Annotated in this window: 18 protein-coding genes and 1 pseudogene; 8 read left to right on the forward strand and 11 right to left on the reverse strand. The window is 72.0% G+C overall.

The window, feature by feature from the left end; all coding sequences use genetic code 11:
• Positions 1-29: 29 nt before the first annotated feature.
• On the reverse strand, positions 30-890 hold the full coding sequence (locus GUY61_RS22230) for a hypothetical protein (RefSeq protein ID WP_313896790.1): 861 nt from the start codon (positions 888-890) through the stop codon (positions 30-32).
• Positions 887-1,579, reverse strand: coding sequence for a hypothetical protein (locus GUY61_RS22235; RefSeq protein ID WP_313896791.1), 693 nt, complete (start codon positions 1,577-1,579; stop codon positions 887-889). Before GUY61_RS22235 ends, GUY61_RS22230 begins: the two co-directional genes overlap by 4 nt.
• Positions 1,580-1,893: 314 nt before the next feature.
• Here GUY61_RS22235 and GUY61_RS22240 point away from each other — a divergent pair, with 314 nt between their 5' ends.
• Positions 1,894-2,259: a DsrE family protein gene (locus GUY61_RS22240; protein ID WP_166631990.1), complete on the forward strand. Its 366-nt coding sequence runs from the start codon at positions 1,894-1,896 to the stop codon at positions 2,257-2,259.
• Positions 2,260-2,293: 34 nt separating this feature from the next.
• Here the strand turns inward: GUY61_RS22240 and GUY61_RS22245 are convergent, their stop codons facing one another.
• From GUY61_RS22245 to GUY61_RS22275, 8 genes are all read right to left on the reverse strand, one after another.
• Positions 2,294-2,557, reverse strand: coding sequence for a DUF3099 domain-containing protein (locus tag GUY61_RS22245; RefSeq protein WP_166631991.1), 264 nt, complete (start codon positions 2,555-2,557; stop codon positions 2,294-2,296).
• A gap of 331 nt (positions 2,558-2,888) precedes the next feature.
• Entirely contained in the window at positions 2,889-3,179 is a 291-nt protein-coding gene (locus GUY61_RS22250; protein ID WP_166631992.1) for a DUF1416 domain-containing protein, read from the reverse strand.
• 30 nt (positions 3,180-3,209) lie between these two features.
• A complete protein-coding gene (locus GUY61_RS22255) occupies positions 3,210-4,049 on the reverse strand; it encodes a sulfurtransferase (protein WP_166631993.1) in 840 nt (279 codons plus the stop codon).
• 146 nt (positions 4,050-4,195) lie between these two features.
• The gene (locus tag GUY61_RS41905; RefSeq protein ID WP_351007875.1) at positions 4,196-4,276 is read right to left on the reverse strand and encodes a putative leader peptide; all 81 of its coding nucleotides are present in this window, start codon (positions 4,274-4,276) and stop codon (positions 4,196-4,198) included.
• Positions 4,277-4,703: 427 nt separating this feature from the next.
• Entirely contained in the window at positions 4,704-5,435 is a 732-nt protein-coding gene (locus GUY61_RS22260) for a DUF2993 domain-containing protein (protein WP_166631994.1), read from the reverse strand.
• A 110-nt stretch (positions 5,436-5,545) separates the two neighbouring features.
• A complete protein-coding gene (locus tag GUY61_RS22265; protein WP_166631995.1) occupies positions 5,546-6,724 on the reverse strand; it encodes a hypothetical protein in 1,179 nt (392 codons plus the stop codon).
• A gap of 11 nt (positions 6,725-6,735) precedes the next feature.
• Positions 6,736-6,990 (reverse strand): MoaD/ThiS family protein, encoded by a 255-nt coding sequence (locus tag GUY61_RS22270; protein ID WP_166631996.1) that lies wholly within the window; start codon positions 6,988-6,990, stop codon positions 6,736-6,738.
• Between the two features lie 189 nt (positions 6,991-7,179).
• Positions 7,180-8,022 carry an alpha/beta fold hydrolase gene (locus GUY61_RS22275; protein WP_166631997.1) on the reverse strand — a complete coding sequence of 281 codons (843 nt, stop codon included), beginning with the start codon at positions 8,020-8,022 and terminating at the stop codon, positions 7,180-7,182.
• A gap of 259 nt (positions 8,023-8,281) precedes the next feature.
• Here GUY61_RS22275 and GUY61_RS22280 point away from each other — a divergent pair, with 259 nt between their 5' ends.
• The 7 genes and pseudogenes from GUY61_RS22280 to GUY61_RS22310 form a co-directional block, all read left to right on the forward strand.
• The gene (locus GUY61_RS22280) at positions 8,282-9,106 is read left to right on the forward strand and encodes a response regulator transcription factor (protein WP_243766656.1); all 825 of its coding nucleotides are present in this window, start codon (positions 8,282-8,284) and stop codon (positions 9,104-9,106) included.
• Between the two features lie 24 nt (positions 9,107-9,130).
• Positions 9,131-10,156 carry a LacI family DNA-binding transcriptional regulator gene (locus tag GUY61_RS22285; RefSeq protein ID WP_166631998.1) on the forward strand — a complete coding sequence of 342 codons (1,026 nt, stop codon included), beginning with the start codon at positions 9,131-9,133 and terminating at the stop codon, positions 10,154-10,156.
• Positions 10,157-10,305: 149 nt separating this feature from the next.
• Positions 10,306-11,571: a S1C family serine protease gene (locus GUY61_RS22290; protein WP_166631999.1), complete on the forward strand. Its 1,266-nt coding sequence runs from the start codon at positions 10,306-10,308 to the stop codon at positions 11,569-11,571.
• Between the two features lie 14 nt (positions 11,572-11,585).
• Positions 11,586-12,080, forward strand: a complete 495-nt coding sequence (locus GUY61_RS22295; RefSeq protein WP_166632000.1) for a hypothetical protein — start codon at positions 11,586-11,588, stop codon at positions 12,078-12,080.
• 46 nt (positions 12,081-12,126) lie between these two features.
• A complete protein-coding gene (locus GUY61_RS22300) occupies positions 12,127-12,855 on the forward strand; it encodes a response regulator transcription factor (RefSeq protein ID WP_166632001.1) in 729 nt (242 codons plus the stop codon).
• On the forward strand, positions 12,852-14,285 hold the full coding sequence (locus GUY61_RS22305) for a cell wall metabolism sensor histidine kinase WalK (protein WP_166632002.1): 1,434 nt from the start codon (positions 12,852-12,854) through the stop codon (positions 14,283-14,285). Before GUY61_RS22300 ends, GUY61_RS22305 begins: the two co-directional genes overlap by 4 nt.
• A 57-nt stretch (positions 14,286-14,342) precedes the next feature.
• A pseudogene (locus GUY61_RS22310) lies at positions 14,343-14,612 on the forward strand (winged helix-turn-helix domain-containing protein); the annotation flags it as partial.
• Between the two features lie 26 nt (positions 14,613-14,638).
• Here GUY61_RS22310 and GUY61_RS22315 read toward each other — a convergent pair.
• A complete protein-coding gene (locus GUY61_RS22315) occupies positions 14,639-15,490 on the reverse strand; it encodes a phosphatidylinositol-specific phospholipase C (protein ID WP_398956469.1) in 852 nt (283 codons plus the stop codon).
• Between the last annotated feature and the right edge of the window lie 57 nt (positions 15,491-15,547).

The raw sequence follows: 15,547 nt of genomic DNA on the forward strand, positions 1-15,547 counted from the left end.
GGTCCGCTTCGGCTCGGTGATGGGCTCGGTCATACGTACTCCCCCGGAGACGCGATGTGGTCGAGCTGCTTCCGCAGCAGCTTGGCGGCGGACGACTTGGAGAACGGCTCGGGGCCGAACGCCTCCATGGAGACGAAGAGTTCGCCGTCGATCGCCACGCAGGACATGCCGTCGAGCTTCGACTTCTTGTCGGCAGGCATGAGGTAGCACCTGGCCTTGGCACCCTTGATCGCGGGGCCGTCCCGGAAGATGCCGATCTCGTCGAACAGCCGGGTCTGGAACCGGTACATCTCGCGCACGGCGGTCTTGTTGTCCATCTGAGTGATCGTCATGTCGATGACCAGGTCGTTGGTGCTCCGTGCGTACGTGCGCGTGGCCACGCCCTTGAGCCGCAGCTTCTCGACGTACTTGCCGAACTCCCTGCGCTTCTTGCCGGTCAGCCCCTTGCCGGACGACTTGAGGATGGCGGTGGCCTGCTTGCCGCTGAGTTCGCTGTCGTTCCCGTACTGGCCGGAGTCGGGACCGAGGCGGAAGTCGTCGGGGACGGGCAGCAGCAGCTTGCTGAGTTCCGTGTCCGCGCGCCCGGCGCCGGTCTTGCCCGCCGGGTCCTTGCCGCTGTCCTTCGGCTCCGCGTCCTCGGCCCACAGGACGGTGGGCGCGGTGCGGTCGGCACCATCGACGGTGATCACGGAGTACGCGATGCCACCGCCGATGGCTGCCAGCACCAGGGCGGCGGGCAGCACGGTGCCGAGAAGCCGCCGCGCGCGGGGCTTACGGGTGGTGCCGGAACCGGCGGCCAGAGGGGTTTCGGCGGCCTCGGGGCTCTCGGCGTTCTCCGCGTCACCCGCGTTCACAGGGCTGTCGGGGTTGTCCGGGCTGTCAGGGTTCACAGGCGCTCCAGCTGCTGCTCGGCCAGCGTCCGGATGTCCTTCTTGCTGATCGGCTTGGTGTCGAAGATGTGGATGGCGAACATGACGTCGCCCCGGTAACCCGCGGCGCGGGCCTCGTAGGAGGGCAGGTAGCCGGGCTTGTTCCGCACCGGGTAGACGAAGTAGCGCGCGTTGCCGCTTCCCTTGACCTGGTATCCCTCGGCATCCGTGTCCGAGGACGCGTCACCGATCTGGCTCTCGGCGTGGTAGCGCGCGCCCTCGGCCGCTCCGTCGCGGAACTGCACCAGCCGCACGGCGACCTGGCCGTACTCCCCGCGGGCCCAGTCGGTGGCCGCGATCCGGCGGATGTCGTCCTCGACGAAATCCTGGAACGCCAGGTCCTCCTCGACGAACTCCAAGGAGTATCCGGCGGTGCTGAGCCAGCCGTCCACCGGCATGGTCCCGCCCTCGAAGACGGGCAACCGCGACTCGCGGGCACCCTTGGGCTTGGCGACGATCAGTTTGCGCAGGTCGCCTTCGGTCCTGCGGCCTCGGTCCTCCTTGTCCGACAACGGGTCGGGCGCCTTGTCCTTCGGCAGGGACTCGGCCGGGTACCCGAGCCCCGGCTGGGACAGCGCGGGCAGCGGCGTCGCAGGACGCTGCGCCTGGACGCCGTAGCCGACGGCCGTGCCGCCGACGAGGCCCAGCACGGCGGCCGTGGCGATGATCAGGGCGGTCCTGCCGCGGCGGCGCGGAGCCGGCGGCGTCAGGGGCGCCGCCTCGTCCGGCGTCGCCGGTTGCGCGGATGATACGGATGATGCTGGTTGTGCTGGTGGTTCCGGTGTTCCCGGCACCGCGGATGACTGAGGCATGCCAACCTCTCGCGTGGCACCGGTCTGTGGCTCTTCCAAAGGGTCCCCCCACGGGACTTGAGGCGCAGATTCCATATCTGCGCCACAGCAGACTCATACGTAACACCAGGGGTTGTGCGCCACTGGATTACGGATCGGCCTACGCTTCTGACATGGCGAAAAAGCTCGTGATCAAGGTGACGGCGGGGGCCGACGCCCCCGAACGCTGCTCGCAGGCATTCACGGTCGGCGCGGTGGCGGCGGCCAGCGGAGTGGAGGTGTCTTTCTGGCTGACCGGCGAGTCCGCGTGGTTCGCGCTGCCCGGCAAGGCCGCGGAGTTCGAACTGCCGCACGCGGCCCCGCTGCCGGACCTGATCGAGTCGATCCGGGCCGCGGGCGGGCTGATCACGCTGTGCACGCAGTGCGCGGCCCGGAGGGACATCACGGAGAAGGACGTCATCGAGGGCGTGCGGATCGCGGGCGCGCAGGTGTTCGTCAGCGAGATCATGGCGGACGGCGTCCAGGCCCTCGTCTACTGAGCACGGCGCGGGCCCGGGGGTGTCCCGGGCGCTGTCACTGCCGGGGCCTGCGTTTGCCGTCCAGTTCGTCCCACCACTCGTCGGACTGCGGGTCTCCGCTGGGGTCGTCCCACCAGCGGTCCTCGGGCCCGCGCCGGTTGGCGACGACCGCCGCGAGAGGCGGAATGACCATGGCGACCAGGCACATCGCGACCGCCGCGGGCACCGACCACAGCCGTACGAAGCCCCAGGCGCCCACGAAGAGCGCCAGACAGGCCCCCATCAGCCAGAAGTAGGCATGCCGCCGTCGTGCGTACACATCTTCAGCCTACGACCGCACGGCCACGGCGCAGCCCGGCGGTTCCGGAACGGCCAGGTTCCGGAGCGGCCGGGTTCCGGAGCGGCCCGGTTCCGGAACGGCCCGGTCCCGGAACGGCCAGGTTCCGGAGCGGCCCGGTCCCGGAGGCCCGGGTCCGACGGCGCCGGACGGCGGGCGGTCCCGCGTACTCCGGGAGGGCGCCGCACGGGCGGCGCCGCAGCCCGGGGGCGCCGCGCGACCACGGCATGCGGAAGGCCGGAAGCCCGCACCCGGTTCCTGAGGCGTCCAACCCCCTGGGTGCGGCCTTCCGGCCCGTTCGTGCGCCGTCGTATCAGACGGCGATGGCGACCTCGGTGAGGTTGCCCTGCTGGGCGACCACCGCGCGGTCGACCGAGGCGCCCGGCACCAGCGCGCGCAGCGTCCAGGTGCCGGGGGCGGCGAAGAACCGGAACTGTCCGGTCGCCGAGGTCGGGACCTCGGCGGTGAACTCTCCGGTGCCGTCGAGGAGGCGGACGTAGCCGGAGACCGGCTCGCCGTCGCGGGTCACGGAGCCCTGGATGATGGTTTCCTTCGCCACGTCAACTCCTGCCAGGCTGGGGCCGCCTGCCGTTGCTCCACACATGGGTCTCTTCCTTCCTCGGCCGTCGGCCGGTTACTTGGCCGGGCCGAGCTCGATCGGAACGCCGACCAGGGAGCCGTACTCGGTCCACGAGCCGTCGTAGTTCTTGACGTTGTCCACGCCCAGCAGCTCGTGCAGCACGAACCAGGTCAGCGCGGAGCGCTCACCGATGCGGCAGTAGGCGATGGTGTCCTTCGCGAGGTCGACCTGCTCCTGGGCGTAGAGCTCCTTGAGCTCCTCGTCCGACTTGAACGTGCCGTCGTCGTTGGCGTTCTTCGACCACGGGATGTTGCGGGCGCTCGGCACGTGGCCGGGGCGCTGCGACTGCTCCTGCGGGAGGTGGGCCGGCGCGAGCAGCTTGCCGCTGAACTCGTCGGGGGAGCGCACGTCGACGAGGTTCTGGTTGCCGATCGCGGCCACGACGTCGTCGCGGTAGGCGCGGATCGAGGTGTCCTGGGCCTTGGCCTTGTACTCGGTGGCGGAGCGCTCGGGCACCTCCTCGACCAGCTCCCGGGCGTCCAGCTCCCACTTCTTGCGGCCGCCGTCGAGGAGCTTGACGGAGTCGTGGCCGTAGAGCTTGAAGTACCAGTAGGCGTAGGAGGCGAACCAGTTGTTGTTGCCGCCGTAGAGGATCACCGTGTCGTCGTTGGCGATGCCCTTGGCCGAGAGGAGCTTCTCGAAGCCCTCCTGGTCGACGAAGTCGCGGCGGACCGGGTCCTGGAGGTCGGTCTTCCAGTCGATCCGGACGGCGTTCCTGATGTGGTTCTTCTCGTACGCCGAGGTGTCTTCGTCGACCTCGACGATGACGACCTTCGGGTCGTCCAGGTGGGCCTCGACCCAGTCGGCGTCTACGAGGACGTCGCTGCGGCTCATGCTTCTCTCCTCCGGGGCAGTGTGCGGCGGGGTGCTGTACGGGGTACGGAACGCGGGCGCCGGGATTCGGATACGGCTACGACCGGCGCCGGTCACGGATGCGGCCACGGACATGGGCCGGCGGGGATACGGGAGTGGGCTCCCGCTCAGAACGTGCGACAGAGCATGGCGGCGACGCGGCACAGGTCTACTGCCCGCCGCTTCGTGAGATCCGCCTGTCGCTGCATGGGTCCGATCGTAAAGAGACATCGCGCGACATGTCACCGGCGTGTCATATGGCGAGACATGATTGTCCAGAATGCGGTACAGCGGATGCGCGGGCGAGGTCGCCGACCGGCCTCCGGGGATGCGTCCGGCCGTCCGCGCCGCTCACGGGGCCGAGCAGCGGACACTCCCGTCTCGCACTTCGGACGCGGGCTCCGGGCGGGCTCCGGGTGGCCCAGCCGTCGGCACTGGGTCCTGCGCACCCGCGGCCCCTGCCAGGCCCCGGCACCGGATCTGCTGGACCCGCAGGACCCGCAGGACCCGCAGGACCTGCCGGACCGCCGGACCCGCCGGGCCTGCGGGGCCTGCGGGGATCGCGGGGTCTCCGGCGCCGAGCCCGCGCCCGGGCGGCGCCGCGAGCCCCAGGGGCCGGCGGAGCACCGCCGATGCCTACCCGATGAGGGCCACCTGCGAACCCGTGACGGATATCCGCACTCCGTCCGCGCCCGCCGTGACCTTCTCGAGGGCGATGCCCCGCGGCAGCTCGGTGATCTTCTCCTCGAAGTCCGTCACCCTGCGGACCTGCTGGTCGGCCAGACCAGCGCCCGGGAAGTCCGGCAGCGTGTCGGCGTGCACCTCCACGGTGTCGCCGTCCACGACCTTGACGGTGCTGAGCACCTCGAAGTCCCGCTCGCCGATGACCGGGACGTCCGCCGTGATCCCGACCTTGATCTTGCCGTTGCCCCCGTCCGACAGCTTGGTGACCCTGGCGGTGATGCCCGCCCCGATCTCGACGGGCTCGGCCCGGGCGGCCTTCAGCAGTTCGTCGTAGGAGATCACTGCGGAGCCGGTGGCCCGTTCCGCGGTGGCCGAGCTGTAGTCGTCCGCCAGGACGACGCCCCGCATGGTCGCCGTGAGCTCGTCGATCACGACGGCCTCGCCCTGCCCCGAGGCCTTGAAGTCGCTGATCGTCGCGTCGACCTCGTCGAGTTCGCCGCTCAGCACCTGGGTCAGGAAGGGGAAGCCGGCGATGGAGACGGTGGGGCTCTCGGCCAGGCCCTCGTTCGCCCGCAGCCGCTCGGCCGCCTCGTTCTCGGCGTAGTTGACCGCGAGGCGGTCCACCGCCACGAAGAGTCCGCCCAGAATCACGGCGATGATGAGCAGTATTCGTAGTGCGCGCATGGCTCGGCGTTTCCCCCGCCCGTGTAGTCGGCCCCCGTCACGAATCTCGTCGATCAGTAATGATCAAAGATGATCCTCAGTGATGAAACGCGAGCGTAGCCGGATTGGTTTCAGCCGACGGCTCGTCCGATCAGATAAACGGCCGGTGCCGCGGCCATGAGCGGCAGCGCCACACCCGCCGTCATGTGGACGAAGCGTGACGGGTAGTCGTAGCTCGCTACCCGCAGGCCGACCAGCGCGCAGACCCCGGCGGCAAGCCCGAGCAGCGCCCCGCCCTGCGCGCCCACGTCGGTGAACCGTCCCGCGGCCGCTCCCGCACCGGCCGCGGCGGCCAGGGCGGCCGCCACCGACACGGGGGCCGGTAGCGGCAGGGCGCGGACCAGGGTCCCCAGCGCCACCGCGCAGGCCCCGGCGACCACGGCGTCCGGTTCGGCGGCCAGATGCCCGGCGGCGACGATCGCCAGCGCGGACGACGTCACGGTCGCGGTCAGCGCGTACATCCGCTCGTCGGCACTGCTTCGGTTGCGCAGTTGCAGGACGAGCACGAACAGCACCCAGACACCGAGCGTGCCGATGATCGAGGCGGGCGCGTGGTCCTCACCGACGGTCAGGAGCACCACGTCGACGGCCAGACCGCCCGCGAAGGCGAGGGCGATGCCCTGACGGGCCGGCCACATCCCGTTCAGCCGGAACCAGCCGGCGGCGGTGACGGCCTGGAGCAGCACCAGCGGCAGCACGGTCACGAGCGCCTCACCGGTGGCGGCCGCCCCGGCGAGCAGCAGCGACAGCACGACGGTGAGCACGGCGGGCTGGATGCCCGGCGCGATGATCGGCGAGCGGCCCTCGGCGCGGGCCCGCTGGGCGGCGGTGAGCGGCGCGTCCGGGGTCACGGTCGGCACGGGCTCCGCCTGCGGCTGGGGCTGCGACTGCGGGTACGGATGCTGCGGCTGCGGGTACGCCTGCGCCTGCGGCTGGGGGTACGGATGGACCTGCGGCTGGTGCTGAGCCCGCGCCGCGTACGCCGCCGCCTGGGCGGGCGGGGCCTCCGGGTACTGCTGCGGGTGCCCGGCACCCTGCGGCGGCGCGTAGGCGGCGTCCACGTACGCCGCCGCGTCCGAGTACGCAGTCCCGTCCGGCCGGGACTGCTGCGGAGGCCGCAGGGCCTGCGTCCCGTCCTCGGACCAGCCGGCCCCCTGCCAGGACTGCGCCTGCGGGTCCTGCCGGCCATCGGCTCCACCGCCGCCGTACTCGTACGGGTCGTACGGGTACGGGCTCTGCTGATTGCTCATGGTGTGGGGGTTCACCCTCCTGCGAACGGCGGAAGCACCTCGACCGTGCCGCCCTCGGCCAGCCGTACGGTCTCATGACTGCGGGTCCCGACGGGGTCACCGTCGATGAGGAACGAGCAGCGCGCCAGGACCCGGGCCAGTTCGCCCGGGTGCCGCTCGCGGGCACCGTCCAGCGCCTCGGCGAGCGTGTCGGCGCGGTACGGCTCCTCGGCAACGCCCGCGGCCGCCTTCGCCGCGGCCCAGTAGCGGATGGTTCCCGCTGCCATTGCGGCTCCTCTCCTCGACTCGTGTGCCCGGTCGTGCCAATCGTCCGGTCGTGCCCAATCGTAGGGAGTGGCGGCGCCCCGGGCGGCGGCGAGGGAGCGGAGGCCCGTTCGGGACCGGCGGGCGGTGGCGGCGGGCCGAGGCCGTTCGCCGGCAGCCGCGGCCCCTTCTCGGCGAGCGGCCCGGGGCCGTCACAGCGAGCGAGTGACGAGCCACTCCCCGATCCGCGCCAGCAGCATCTCGTCGGCCGCGTCCTCCGCGTGCCCCATGCCGGGCTCCACCCAAAGCTCCGAGGTCGCTGGGTCGGCGACCGCCATCAGCGAGCGCGGGTGGTCGAGCGGGAAGTACCGGTCGCGGTCGCCGTGCACGATCAGCAGCGGCAACGGGGCGATCAGCGGCACCGCCTCGACCGGCGACAGCGGCACCGGGTCCCAGCCCTTGTGGTGGATGCGGGTCTTCAGGCCGTAGCGGCCGACCACCCGGCCGGAGCGGCGGGTGACCACCCAGTGCAGCCGGCGCATCGGCGCCGTGCCGCGGTAGAACCAGCGCGCCGGCGCGCTCACCGCGACCACTGCGTCCGTGCGCGCCTCCGTGCGCCCCTCGCGCTCCGGCGCGTTTTCGCCGTAGAGAGCGGCGTGCCGCAGGACCACGGAGCCGCCCATGGAGAAGCCGACGGTGGCCACCCGCTCGTGGCCGAGGGAGCGCGCCCAGGCGACGGCGGCGGCCAGGTCGAGGACCTCCCGGTCACCGACCGTGGAGCGGCCGCCGGAGCCGCCGTGCCCCCGGAAGGAGAGCGTGATCACGGCCGCATGCTGGGCGAATGCCCGTGCGGCGCGGCGCACCGCGGGCCGTTCCAGCCGGCCGGAGAAACCGTGCGCGACGACGATGGCGAGCCCGTCGCCGCCCGTGGGTCCCGACTCGTACGAGGCGTCGATCCGTACACCGTCGTCGGTCCTCAGCATGACGCGCCGATGACCTTCCGTGATCGGTTGCACAAACGAACGTACGGATTCGGCCTCGGTTCCGCTCCTCATGTGGGTTATTCTGGCGGCAGAAGGATCCGGGCAATGCAGCCCCCGGGTCCTTTCGCGCTTTCCGGCCGTGTGTCCATTCGCACGGCGCAAGGGAGGCGCAGCGGATCCCCGGGGGCGAGGGTCCGCGCCAGAATGAAGCAGTGCCGCATACGTCCTCGCAGGGACCGAGGAAGGAACACGTAATGGGCGAGCGAACCGTGCTTGGCAGTCCGAGCAGTATCCCTACAACGTCGTCGAAGTCGTCGGCAGGTGGTCGGCGATGAGCTCACTGCTGCTGCTGACCAACGCGCTTCAGCCGTCGACCGAGGTGCTTCCCGCCCTCGGCCTGCTGCTTCACAACGTCCGCGTGGCACCCGCCGAGGGCCCGGCCCTCGTGGACACCCCGGGCGCCGACGTCATCCTGATCGACGGCCGCCGCGACCTCCCGCAGGTCCGCAGCCTGTGCCAGCTGCTGCGCTCCACCGGGCCCGGCTGCCCGCTGATCCTCGTCGTGACGGAGGGCGGTCTCGCCGCCGTCACCGCCGACTGGGGCATCGACGACGTCCTGCTGGACACCGCGGGACCGGCCGAGGTCGAGGCGCGGCTGCGGCTCGCCATGGGCCGCCAGCAGATCACCTCGGACGACTCCCCCATGGAGATCCGCAACGGCGATCTGTCCGTGGACGAGGCGACGTACAGCGCGAAGCTCAAGGGCCGGGTCCTGGACCTGACCTTCAAGGAGTTCGAGCTGCTCAAGTACCTGGCGCAGCACCCGGGCCGGGTCTTCACCCGCGCCCAGCTCCTCCAGGAGGTCTGGGGCTACGACTACTTCGGCGGTACCCGGACCGTGGACGTTCACGTGCGGCGCCTGCGCGCCAAGCTCGGACCGGAGCACGAGTCGCTGATCGGAACGGTGCGCAACGTCGGGTACCGCTTCGTCACGCCGGAGAAGATCGACCGGTCCGCCGGGGGCGCTTCGCCCGCCGAGGGCCAGGGCGGTGCGGCGAAGGCCGCCACCTCCGGGGAGCGGGTCGGCGAGCACGCCCACGGGTCGGAAGCCACAGTTCAGGCGGAGGAAGCTTCCGTCCGACCGGTCAAGAGGTGAATCATCCCGCGTAGACTCTCGTCCGTGGCCAAGGTGACGCGGGATGACGTGGCACGGCTGGCGGGGACCTCCACCGCCGTCGTGAGCTACGTCATCAACAACGGACCCAGGCCGGTCGCCCCGGCCACGCGCGAGCGTGTCCTCGCAGCGATCAAGGAGCTCGGTTACCGGCCCGACCGCGTCGCGCAGGCCATGGCCTCACGGCGTACGGACCTCATAGGCATGATCGTGCCGGACGCGCGCCAGCCCTTCTTCGCGGAGATGGCGCACGCCGTCGAGCAGGCAGCCGCCGAGCGCGGGAAGATGGTGCTGGTCGGCAACTCCGACTACCTGGACGAGCGCGAGGTCCACTATCTGCGGGCCTTCCTCGGCATGCGCGTCTCCGGGCTGATCCTGGTCAGCCAGGGCCCCAGCGAGACCGCCGCCGCGGAGATCGAGGCCTGGGACGCGCGCGTGGTGCTGCTGCACCGCCGCCCCGAGGCGATCGAGGACGTCGCGGTCGTCCTGGACGACATCGGCGGCGCCCAGCTGGCCGCCCGCCACCTCCTGGAGCACGGCCACGAGTACGTCGCCTGTCTCGGCGGCGTCGAGTCCACCCCGGTGGTCGGCGACCCCGTCACCGACCACGTGGAGGGCTGGCGCCGCGCCATGAGCGAGGCGGGCCGGTCCACTGAGGGGCGCCTCTTCCAGGCCCCTTACAACCGCTACGACGCGTACAAGGTCGGTCTCGACCTGCTGGCGGGCCCGCACCGGCCGCCCGCGATCATCTGCGCCACCGACGACCAGGCCATCGGGGTGCTGCGGGCGGCGCGCGAGCTGCGCATCGACGTCCCCGGAGAGCTGGCCGTGGTCGGCTTCGACGACGTCAAGGAGGCGGCACTCACCGACCCGCCGCTGACGACCGTCGCCTCCGACCGCCCGGCGATGGCCCGCGCCGCCGTCGACCTGGTCCTCGACGACTCGCTGCGGGTCTCCGGCTCCCGGCGCGAGCGGGTGAAGCAGTTCCCGTCGCGGCTGGTGATCCGCCACTCCTGCGGCTGCAACGGCTGAGCGGGCGGGCCGTCCGCCCCGGGCCGCCGGCGGTCCCTGTGCCGTCCGTCCCGGGCCCTACCGGTCCTTATATCGGGCATACGAGGTTCTTTCGGGGTTCTCAGCGGCCCCTCAGGGAGCTCTCATGGTCCGCGGACACAGTGGGTGTCATGACCGAGAGCAACCGACGCGGCGGCAATCCGCAGGAGCCGTACTCCGATCACGGATCGAGCGAGCCTTACGGGGCGTACGGGGCGTACGGGGCCGGGGGTGAGCCCCACCAGCCCTACGAGCCCCACCAGCCGTACGGGCCCACGCCGCACGGGGAGGAGCGACGGGAGCGGCCGACGGCGGGCGCCGTCGACGCGGCCTGGCCCCCGCCGCCCGCACACGCACCGGCCCACCACGGGCAGCCGGCAGGCGCGGCCCTCGGCGGTACGGGTGACGGCGCCGGTAACGGCGGCGGGACCGCGACGGCGGCAGGCGCCGATGCCCCGGCGTGGTCCTCCCAGGGCCCTGTCCATTCCCAGGACCAGGTCCCGGCGAAGCGCGCCAGGCGGCCCTTCGCCCTGCTGGCCGCCGTCGCGATCGTCGCCGCGGCCATCGGCGGCGGCACGGCCACCGCCGTACAGGAACTGGCCGGCAACGACACCGCGGGCAGCGGCTCCGTCGTGAGCGGCACGACCGTCTCCGCGAGCAGCAAGGGCACCGTCGCCGGTGTCGCGCAGGCCGTCAGCCCCAGCATCGTGGAGATCAGCGCGACCTCCGCCGCGGGCGAGTCCACCGGCTCGGGTGTGATCATCACCGGTGACGGCGAGATCGTCACCAACAACCACGTCGTCTCCGGAGCCTCGTCGATCAAGGTCACCACCAGCGACGGCACCTCCTACACCGCAGAGGTCACCGGCACCGACGCCGACAAGGACCTCGCCCTGATCAAGCTGAACGACGCCTCCGGGCTGAAGGCCGCCACGCTCGGTGACTCCAGCGAGGTCCAGGTCGGCGACCAGGTCGTCGCGATCGGTTCCCCCGAAGGACTGACCGGCACCGTCACCTCCGGCATCGTCTCGGCCCTCGACCGGGACGTCACCGTGGCCAAGGACGACAGCCAGGGACAGGGACAGGGACAGCGACAGCAGGGTGGCGGGCAGGGAGGCTGGCCGTTCGAGTTCGGCGGGCAGCAGTTCAACGGCGACACAGGCTCGTCCACCACCACCTACAAGGCCATCCAGACCGACGCCTCACTCAACCCCGGCAACTCCGGCGGCGCACTGATCAACATGAACGGCGAGATCATCGGCATCAACTCGGCGATGTACTCACCGAGCTCGTCGGACAGCACCAGCTCCGCCGGCAGCGTCGGCCTCGGATTCGCCATTCCGGTCAACACCCTCAAGGCCGACCTCGACACGCTGCGGGCCGGCGGCACCGGCTGACAGGAACGGGTCCCGTGAGCCGCACCGCATCCGACCCGGCCCGCGCCCGCAGCCGCAGCCGCACCGAGCCCGCCGGCCCCGCCCGCACCCCGACGGCGCGCATCGTCGCGCACCCGGTCGCCGGCACGGCCGCGACCGGTCCGTCCGACACCGCGCTGCCGTCGGCCCTCATGCGCTCCCCGGTCTCCGGTACGCCGCTCAAGGCCGCCGGGATCACCGGAACCAGCACGGCGACGACCGCTGCCGGAGCCCCGGCTCCGGCAGGGGCAGGGGCAGCGGGAGCGGGAGCGGACCCGTCCGCCAGGGACGCCGTCCGCCACCACGGCCGGGAGGCCCGTAGCGCCGCGCGCAGGCGCCGCGCGCACGGCGGCACTGCCGCGGCGGGCGCCCGCGCCGGGACCACGGCGGGCGCCCGCGCCGAGACCACGGGGCAGACCGGGCGCGAGACCACCCGGCCGGCTTCCGGTCACCGGCCGCCCGCGGCCCGGGCCGCGGGCGTGCGAGGCTGATAGCTCGACCCCGACCACCGACCGAGACCCGCGAGGAAGCAAGCCGATGAGTCCCGCAGAGGGCGACGCCCAGCGCATCCTGATCGTCGACGACGAGCCCGCCGTGCGCGAGGCCCTCCAGCGCAGCCTCGCCTTCGAGGGCTACAGCACCGAGGTCGCCGTCGACGGCATCGACGCCCTCGAACGCGTCGGCTCGTACCAGCCCGACCTCGTCGTCCTCGACATCCAGATGCCGCGGATGGACGGCCTCACCGCCGCCCGCCGCCTGCGGTCCTCCGGCTCCACGACGCCGATCCTCATGCTCACCGCACGGGACACCGTGGGCGACCGGGTCACCGGCCTCGACTCGGGTGCGGACGACTACCTCGTCAAGCCCTTCGAACTCGACGAGCTCTTCGCCCGCATCCGCGCCCTGCTGCGCCGCAGTTCCTACGCGGCGGAAGCGGGCCGTGAGGAGCCCGAGGACAACGTCCTGTCCTTCGCCGACCTCCGGATGGACCTCGCCACCCGCGAGGTCACCCGGGGCGAGCGCCCCGTCGAACTCACCCGCACCGAGTTCACCCTGCTGGAGATGTTCCTGTCCCACCCGCGCCAGGTACTGACGCGCGAGCAGATCCTCAAGGCCGTGTGGGGCTTCGACTTCGAGCCGAGCTCCAACTCCCTCGACGTGTACGTGATGTACCTGCGCCGCAAGACCGAGGCGGCCGGCGAGCCGCGCCTCGTGCACACCGTGCGGGGCGTGGGATACGCACTGCGGACGGGCGGCTCGGAGTGAGCAGAGGGCTGCGGGGGCTGCCGCTGCGGGGGCGGCTGGCGCTTCTCACCGCGCTCGCGGTCGCCGTCGCGGTGGCGGCCAGCGCGCTCGCCTGCTGGCTCCTCGTACGCAACGAACTGCGGGACGAGATCGACAACACGCTGCGCAGCAGCAGTGAGCCGCCCTCGCCGCTCGAGATGTTCATCGACTCGGCACTGCGCAACTGCGAGGACGAGACCCAGGTCTCCGGCCGGGTGCGCGGCGTGAGCGACTACTTCCAGGTCGTCGACGCGGACGGCAACCGCTGCGTCAGCCCGTTCTCCAAGCCGGTCAGGGTCCAGCCCTCGGACAAGGCGGTCGCCGCCGGGACCCTCGTGCCGTACGCCCTCCACGACAGCACCACCACCGACGGCGAGGCGGTGCGCGTCATCACCCGGCAGACCCGCTACGGGGACGGCCGCATCACCGTCTCCGTCTCGCGCCCGCTGACGGAGATGAACAACTCCCTCAGCACGCTCGCCGTCCTCCTCGCCATCGTCGCCGGCGGCGGGGTCGCCGTCGCGGGCGGGGCGGGTCTGTGGGTCGCCCGGTCGAGCCTCAAGCCCGTGAACCGTCTCACCGAGGCCGTCGAGCATGTGGCCCGCACCGAGGACCTCGCCGTCCAGATACCCGTCGAGGGGAAGGACGAGATCGCCCGGCTCTCGCAGTCGTTCAACTCCATGACCGCCGCCCTGGCCTCCTCCCGCGAGCTCCAGCAGCAGCTGATCGCGGACGCCGGGCACGAGCTGCGCACGCCGCTCACCTCGCTGCGGACGAACATCGAGCTGCTCGCCCGCAGCGAGGAGACGGGACGGGCCATCCCGCCCGACGACCGCAAGGCCCTCATGGCCTCCGTCAAGGCGCAGATGACCGAGCTGGCCTCGCTCATCGGCGATCTCCAGGAGCTGTCGCGGCCGGACAGGGCCGCGGGCGGGACGCCGCCGCAGGTCGTGGCCCTGCACGAGATCGCGGGGCAGGCCCTGGAGCGGGCTCGGCTGCGCGGGCCGGAGCTGACGATCACGGCGGCGCTCGATCCCTGGTTCGTCCGGGGCGAGCGGGCCGCGCTGGAGCGCGCCATCGTCAACGTCCTCGACAACGCGGTGAAGTTCAGCCCGCCCGGCGGGACGATCGAGGTGTCCCTGAGCGCGGGAACGCTGACCGTGCGGGACCACGGCCCCGGTATCCCGGCGGAGGAACTGCCGCACGTCTTCGACCGGTTCTGGCGCTCGCCGTCCGCGCGTGCGCTGCCCGGGTCCGGGCTCGGGCTGTCGATCGTGGCCAGGACCGTGCGCCAGTCGGGCGGCGCGGTGGCCCTGCGTCCCGCGCCGGGCGGCGGCACCGAGGCCGTCGTGACGCTGCCGGGGGCTCCGAAGCCGCCGCCGGAGACTCCTCGGGTTTCCCCAGGCGGCTGACAGCTCCGGCACAGGGGTCCGCGCCAGCGTGTGGGGCATGCCCGTCCGATCCGGCGGCGGCGGCTGGACCTGACGAGGACGGAGTACGAGCTGCTGCGGCTGTTCCTGTCCCGGCCGCGCCGGGTGCTGACGCGCGCGGCGATCCTGCGGGAGGTGTGGGGCTTCGACTTCGAGCCCGCCTCCAACACCCTCGACGTGTACGTGATGTACCTGCGGAGGAAGACGGAGGCGGGCGGTCTGCCCCGGCTGGTCCACACCGAGCGCGGCGTCGGCTATGTGCTGCGCGGCGGACGCGCCGCCGAGGGGCCCGGTCGGCGCGTCCGGTGACGGGAACCGTCCGGTGACGGGAACGGTCAGGGATTGTGGGCGAGTACCGCCCCGATCAGGCCCGGTGTGCTGTTGGGGAAATCCATGGGCACGATGCCGAGGCCGGTCCAGCCGACGGTGCCCGACCCGGTGAGGAAGGACTTCACACGCGGGTTGAGCTGCCCGGCGTTGTAGCTCGGCGGCAGCAGGGCGGCGGTGCTGACGTGGTTCACGAACAGCTTGCCTGGCTGGGCCACCGCCTTCTTGAAGTGCGCCTCGACCAGCGGGTACTTGCCGACGGGCTCGGTCATGTACTCATCCTGGATGTCGAAGAGGGCGGAATTGCCCCAGCGCACGCCGGGCAGCCCGGCGTTGTCCGCGAGCAGGACGACCTTCCCGCGGGCCCCGCCCAGGTCGGGCAGCGCGGAGTCCAGCCGGAACAGCGAACGCCAGCCGCGGTTGTCCAGGTAGTCGTCGAAGTGGGCCCGGAACTCGGCGTCGCTCACCTCCGAGTACTCCTGCTTGAGCCGCATCAGGACGGTCTCGGAGGGGTGGGCGGCCAGGAAGTCCCGGCAGGCGACGAGCACGTCGGTGAAGTTCAGGTTCTGGTAGTAGGCGCCGTGGTGGATGGTGAACGAGCCCTCGAAGGCCCGGCAGCGCACGTCGAGGAACCGCACCCCGAGGCTCAGCTGCTCCGCCACCGGGATGTTCTGGCAGGCCACCCACGGCCCGCCGACCCGCGCGCCCGCGTTGTGGGTCCCGGGAATGCTGAGCCGCTGCAGGGCCGTACTGTCCGCGACGCGGCCCATCCAGTCCTGCGTGGCCGCGTACGCCGGTGCCGCGCTCCCCGCGTACGCCAGCAGCCCACCGGATCGGCGCACACATGGTGCAGAATGCACAACACTGATCCGCGACCCGGGAGGAAGCCCGTGCCGACCCTCGACGTACTGGTGCGT

Source organism: Streptomyces sp. GC420 (genome assembly GCF_009916105.1).
In the GTDB taxonomy this organism is placed as follows: domain Bacteria; phylum Actinomycetota; class Actinomycetes; order Streptomycetales; family Streptomycetaceae; genus Streptomyces.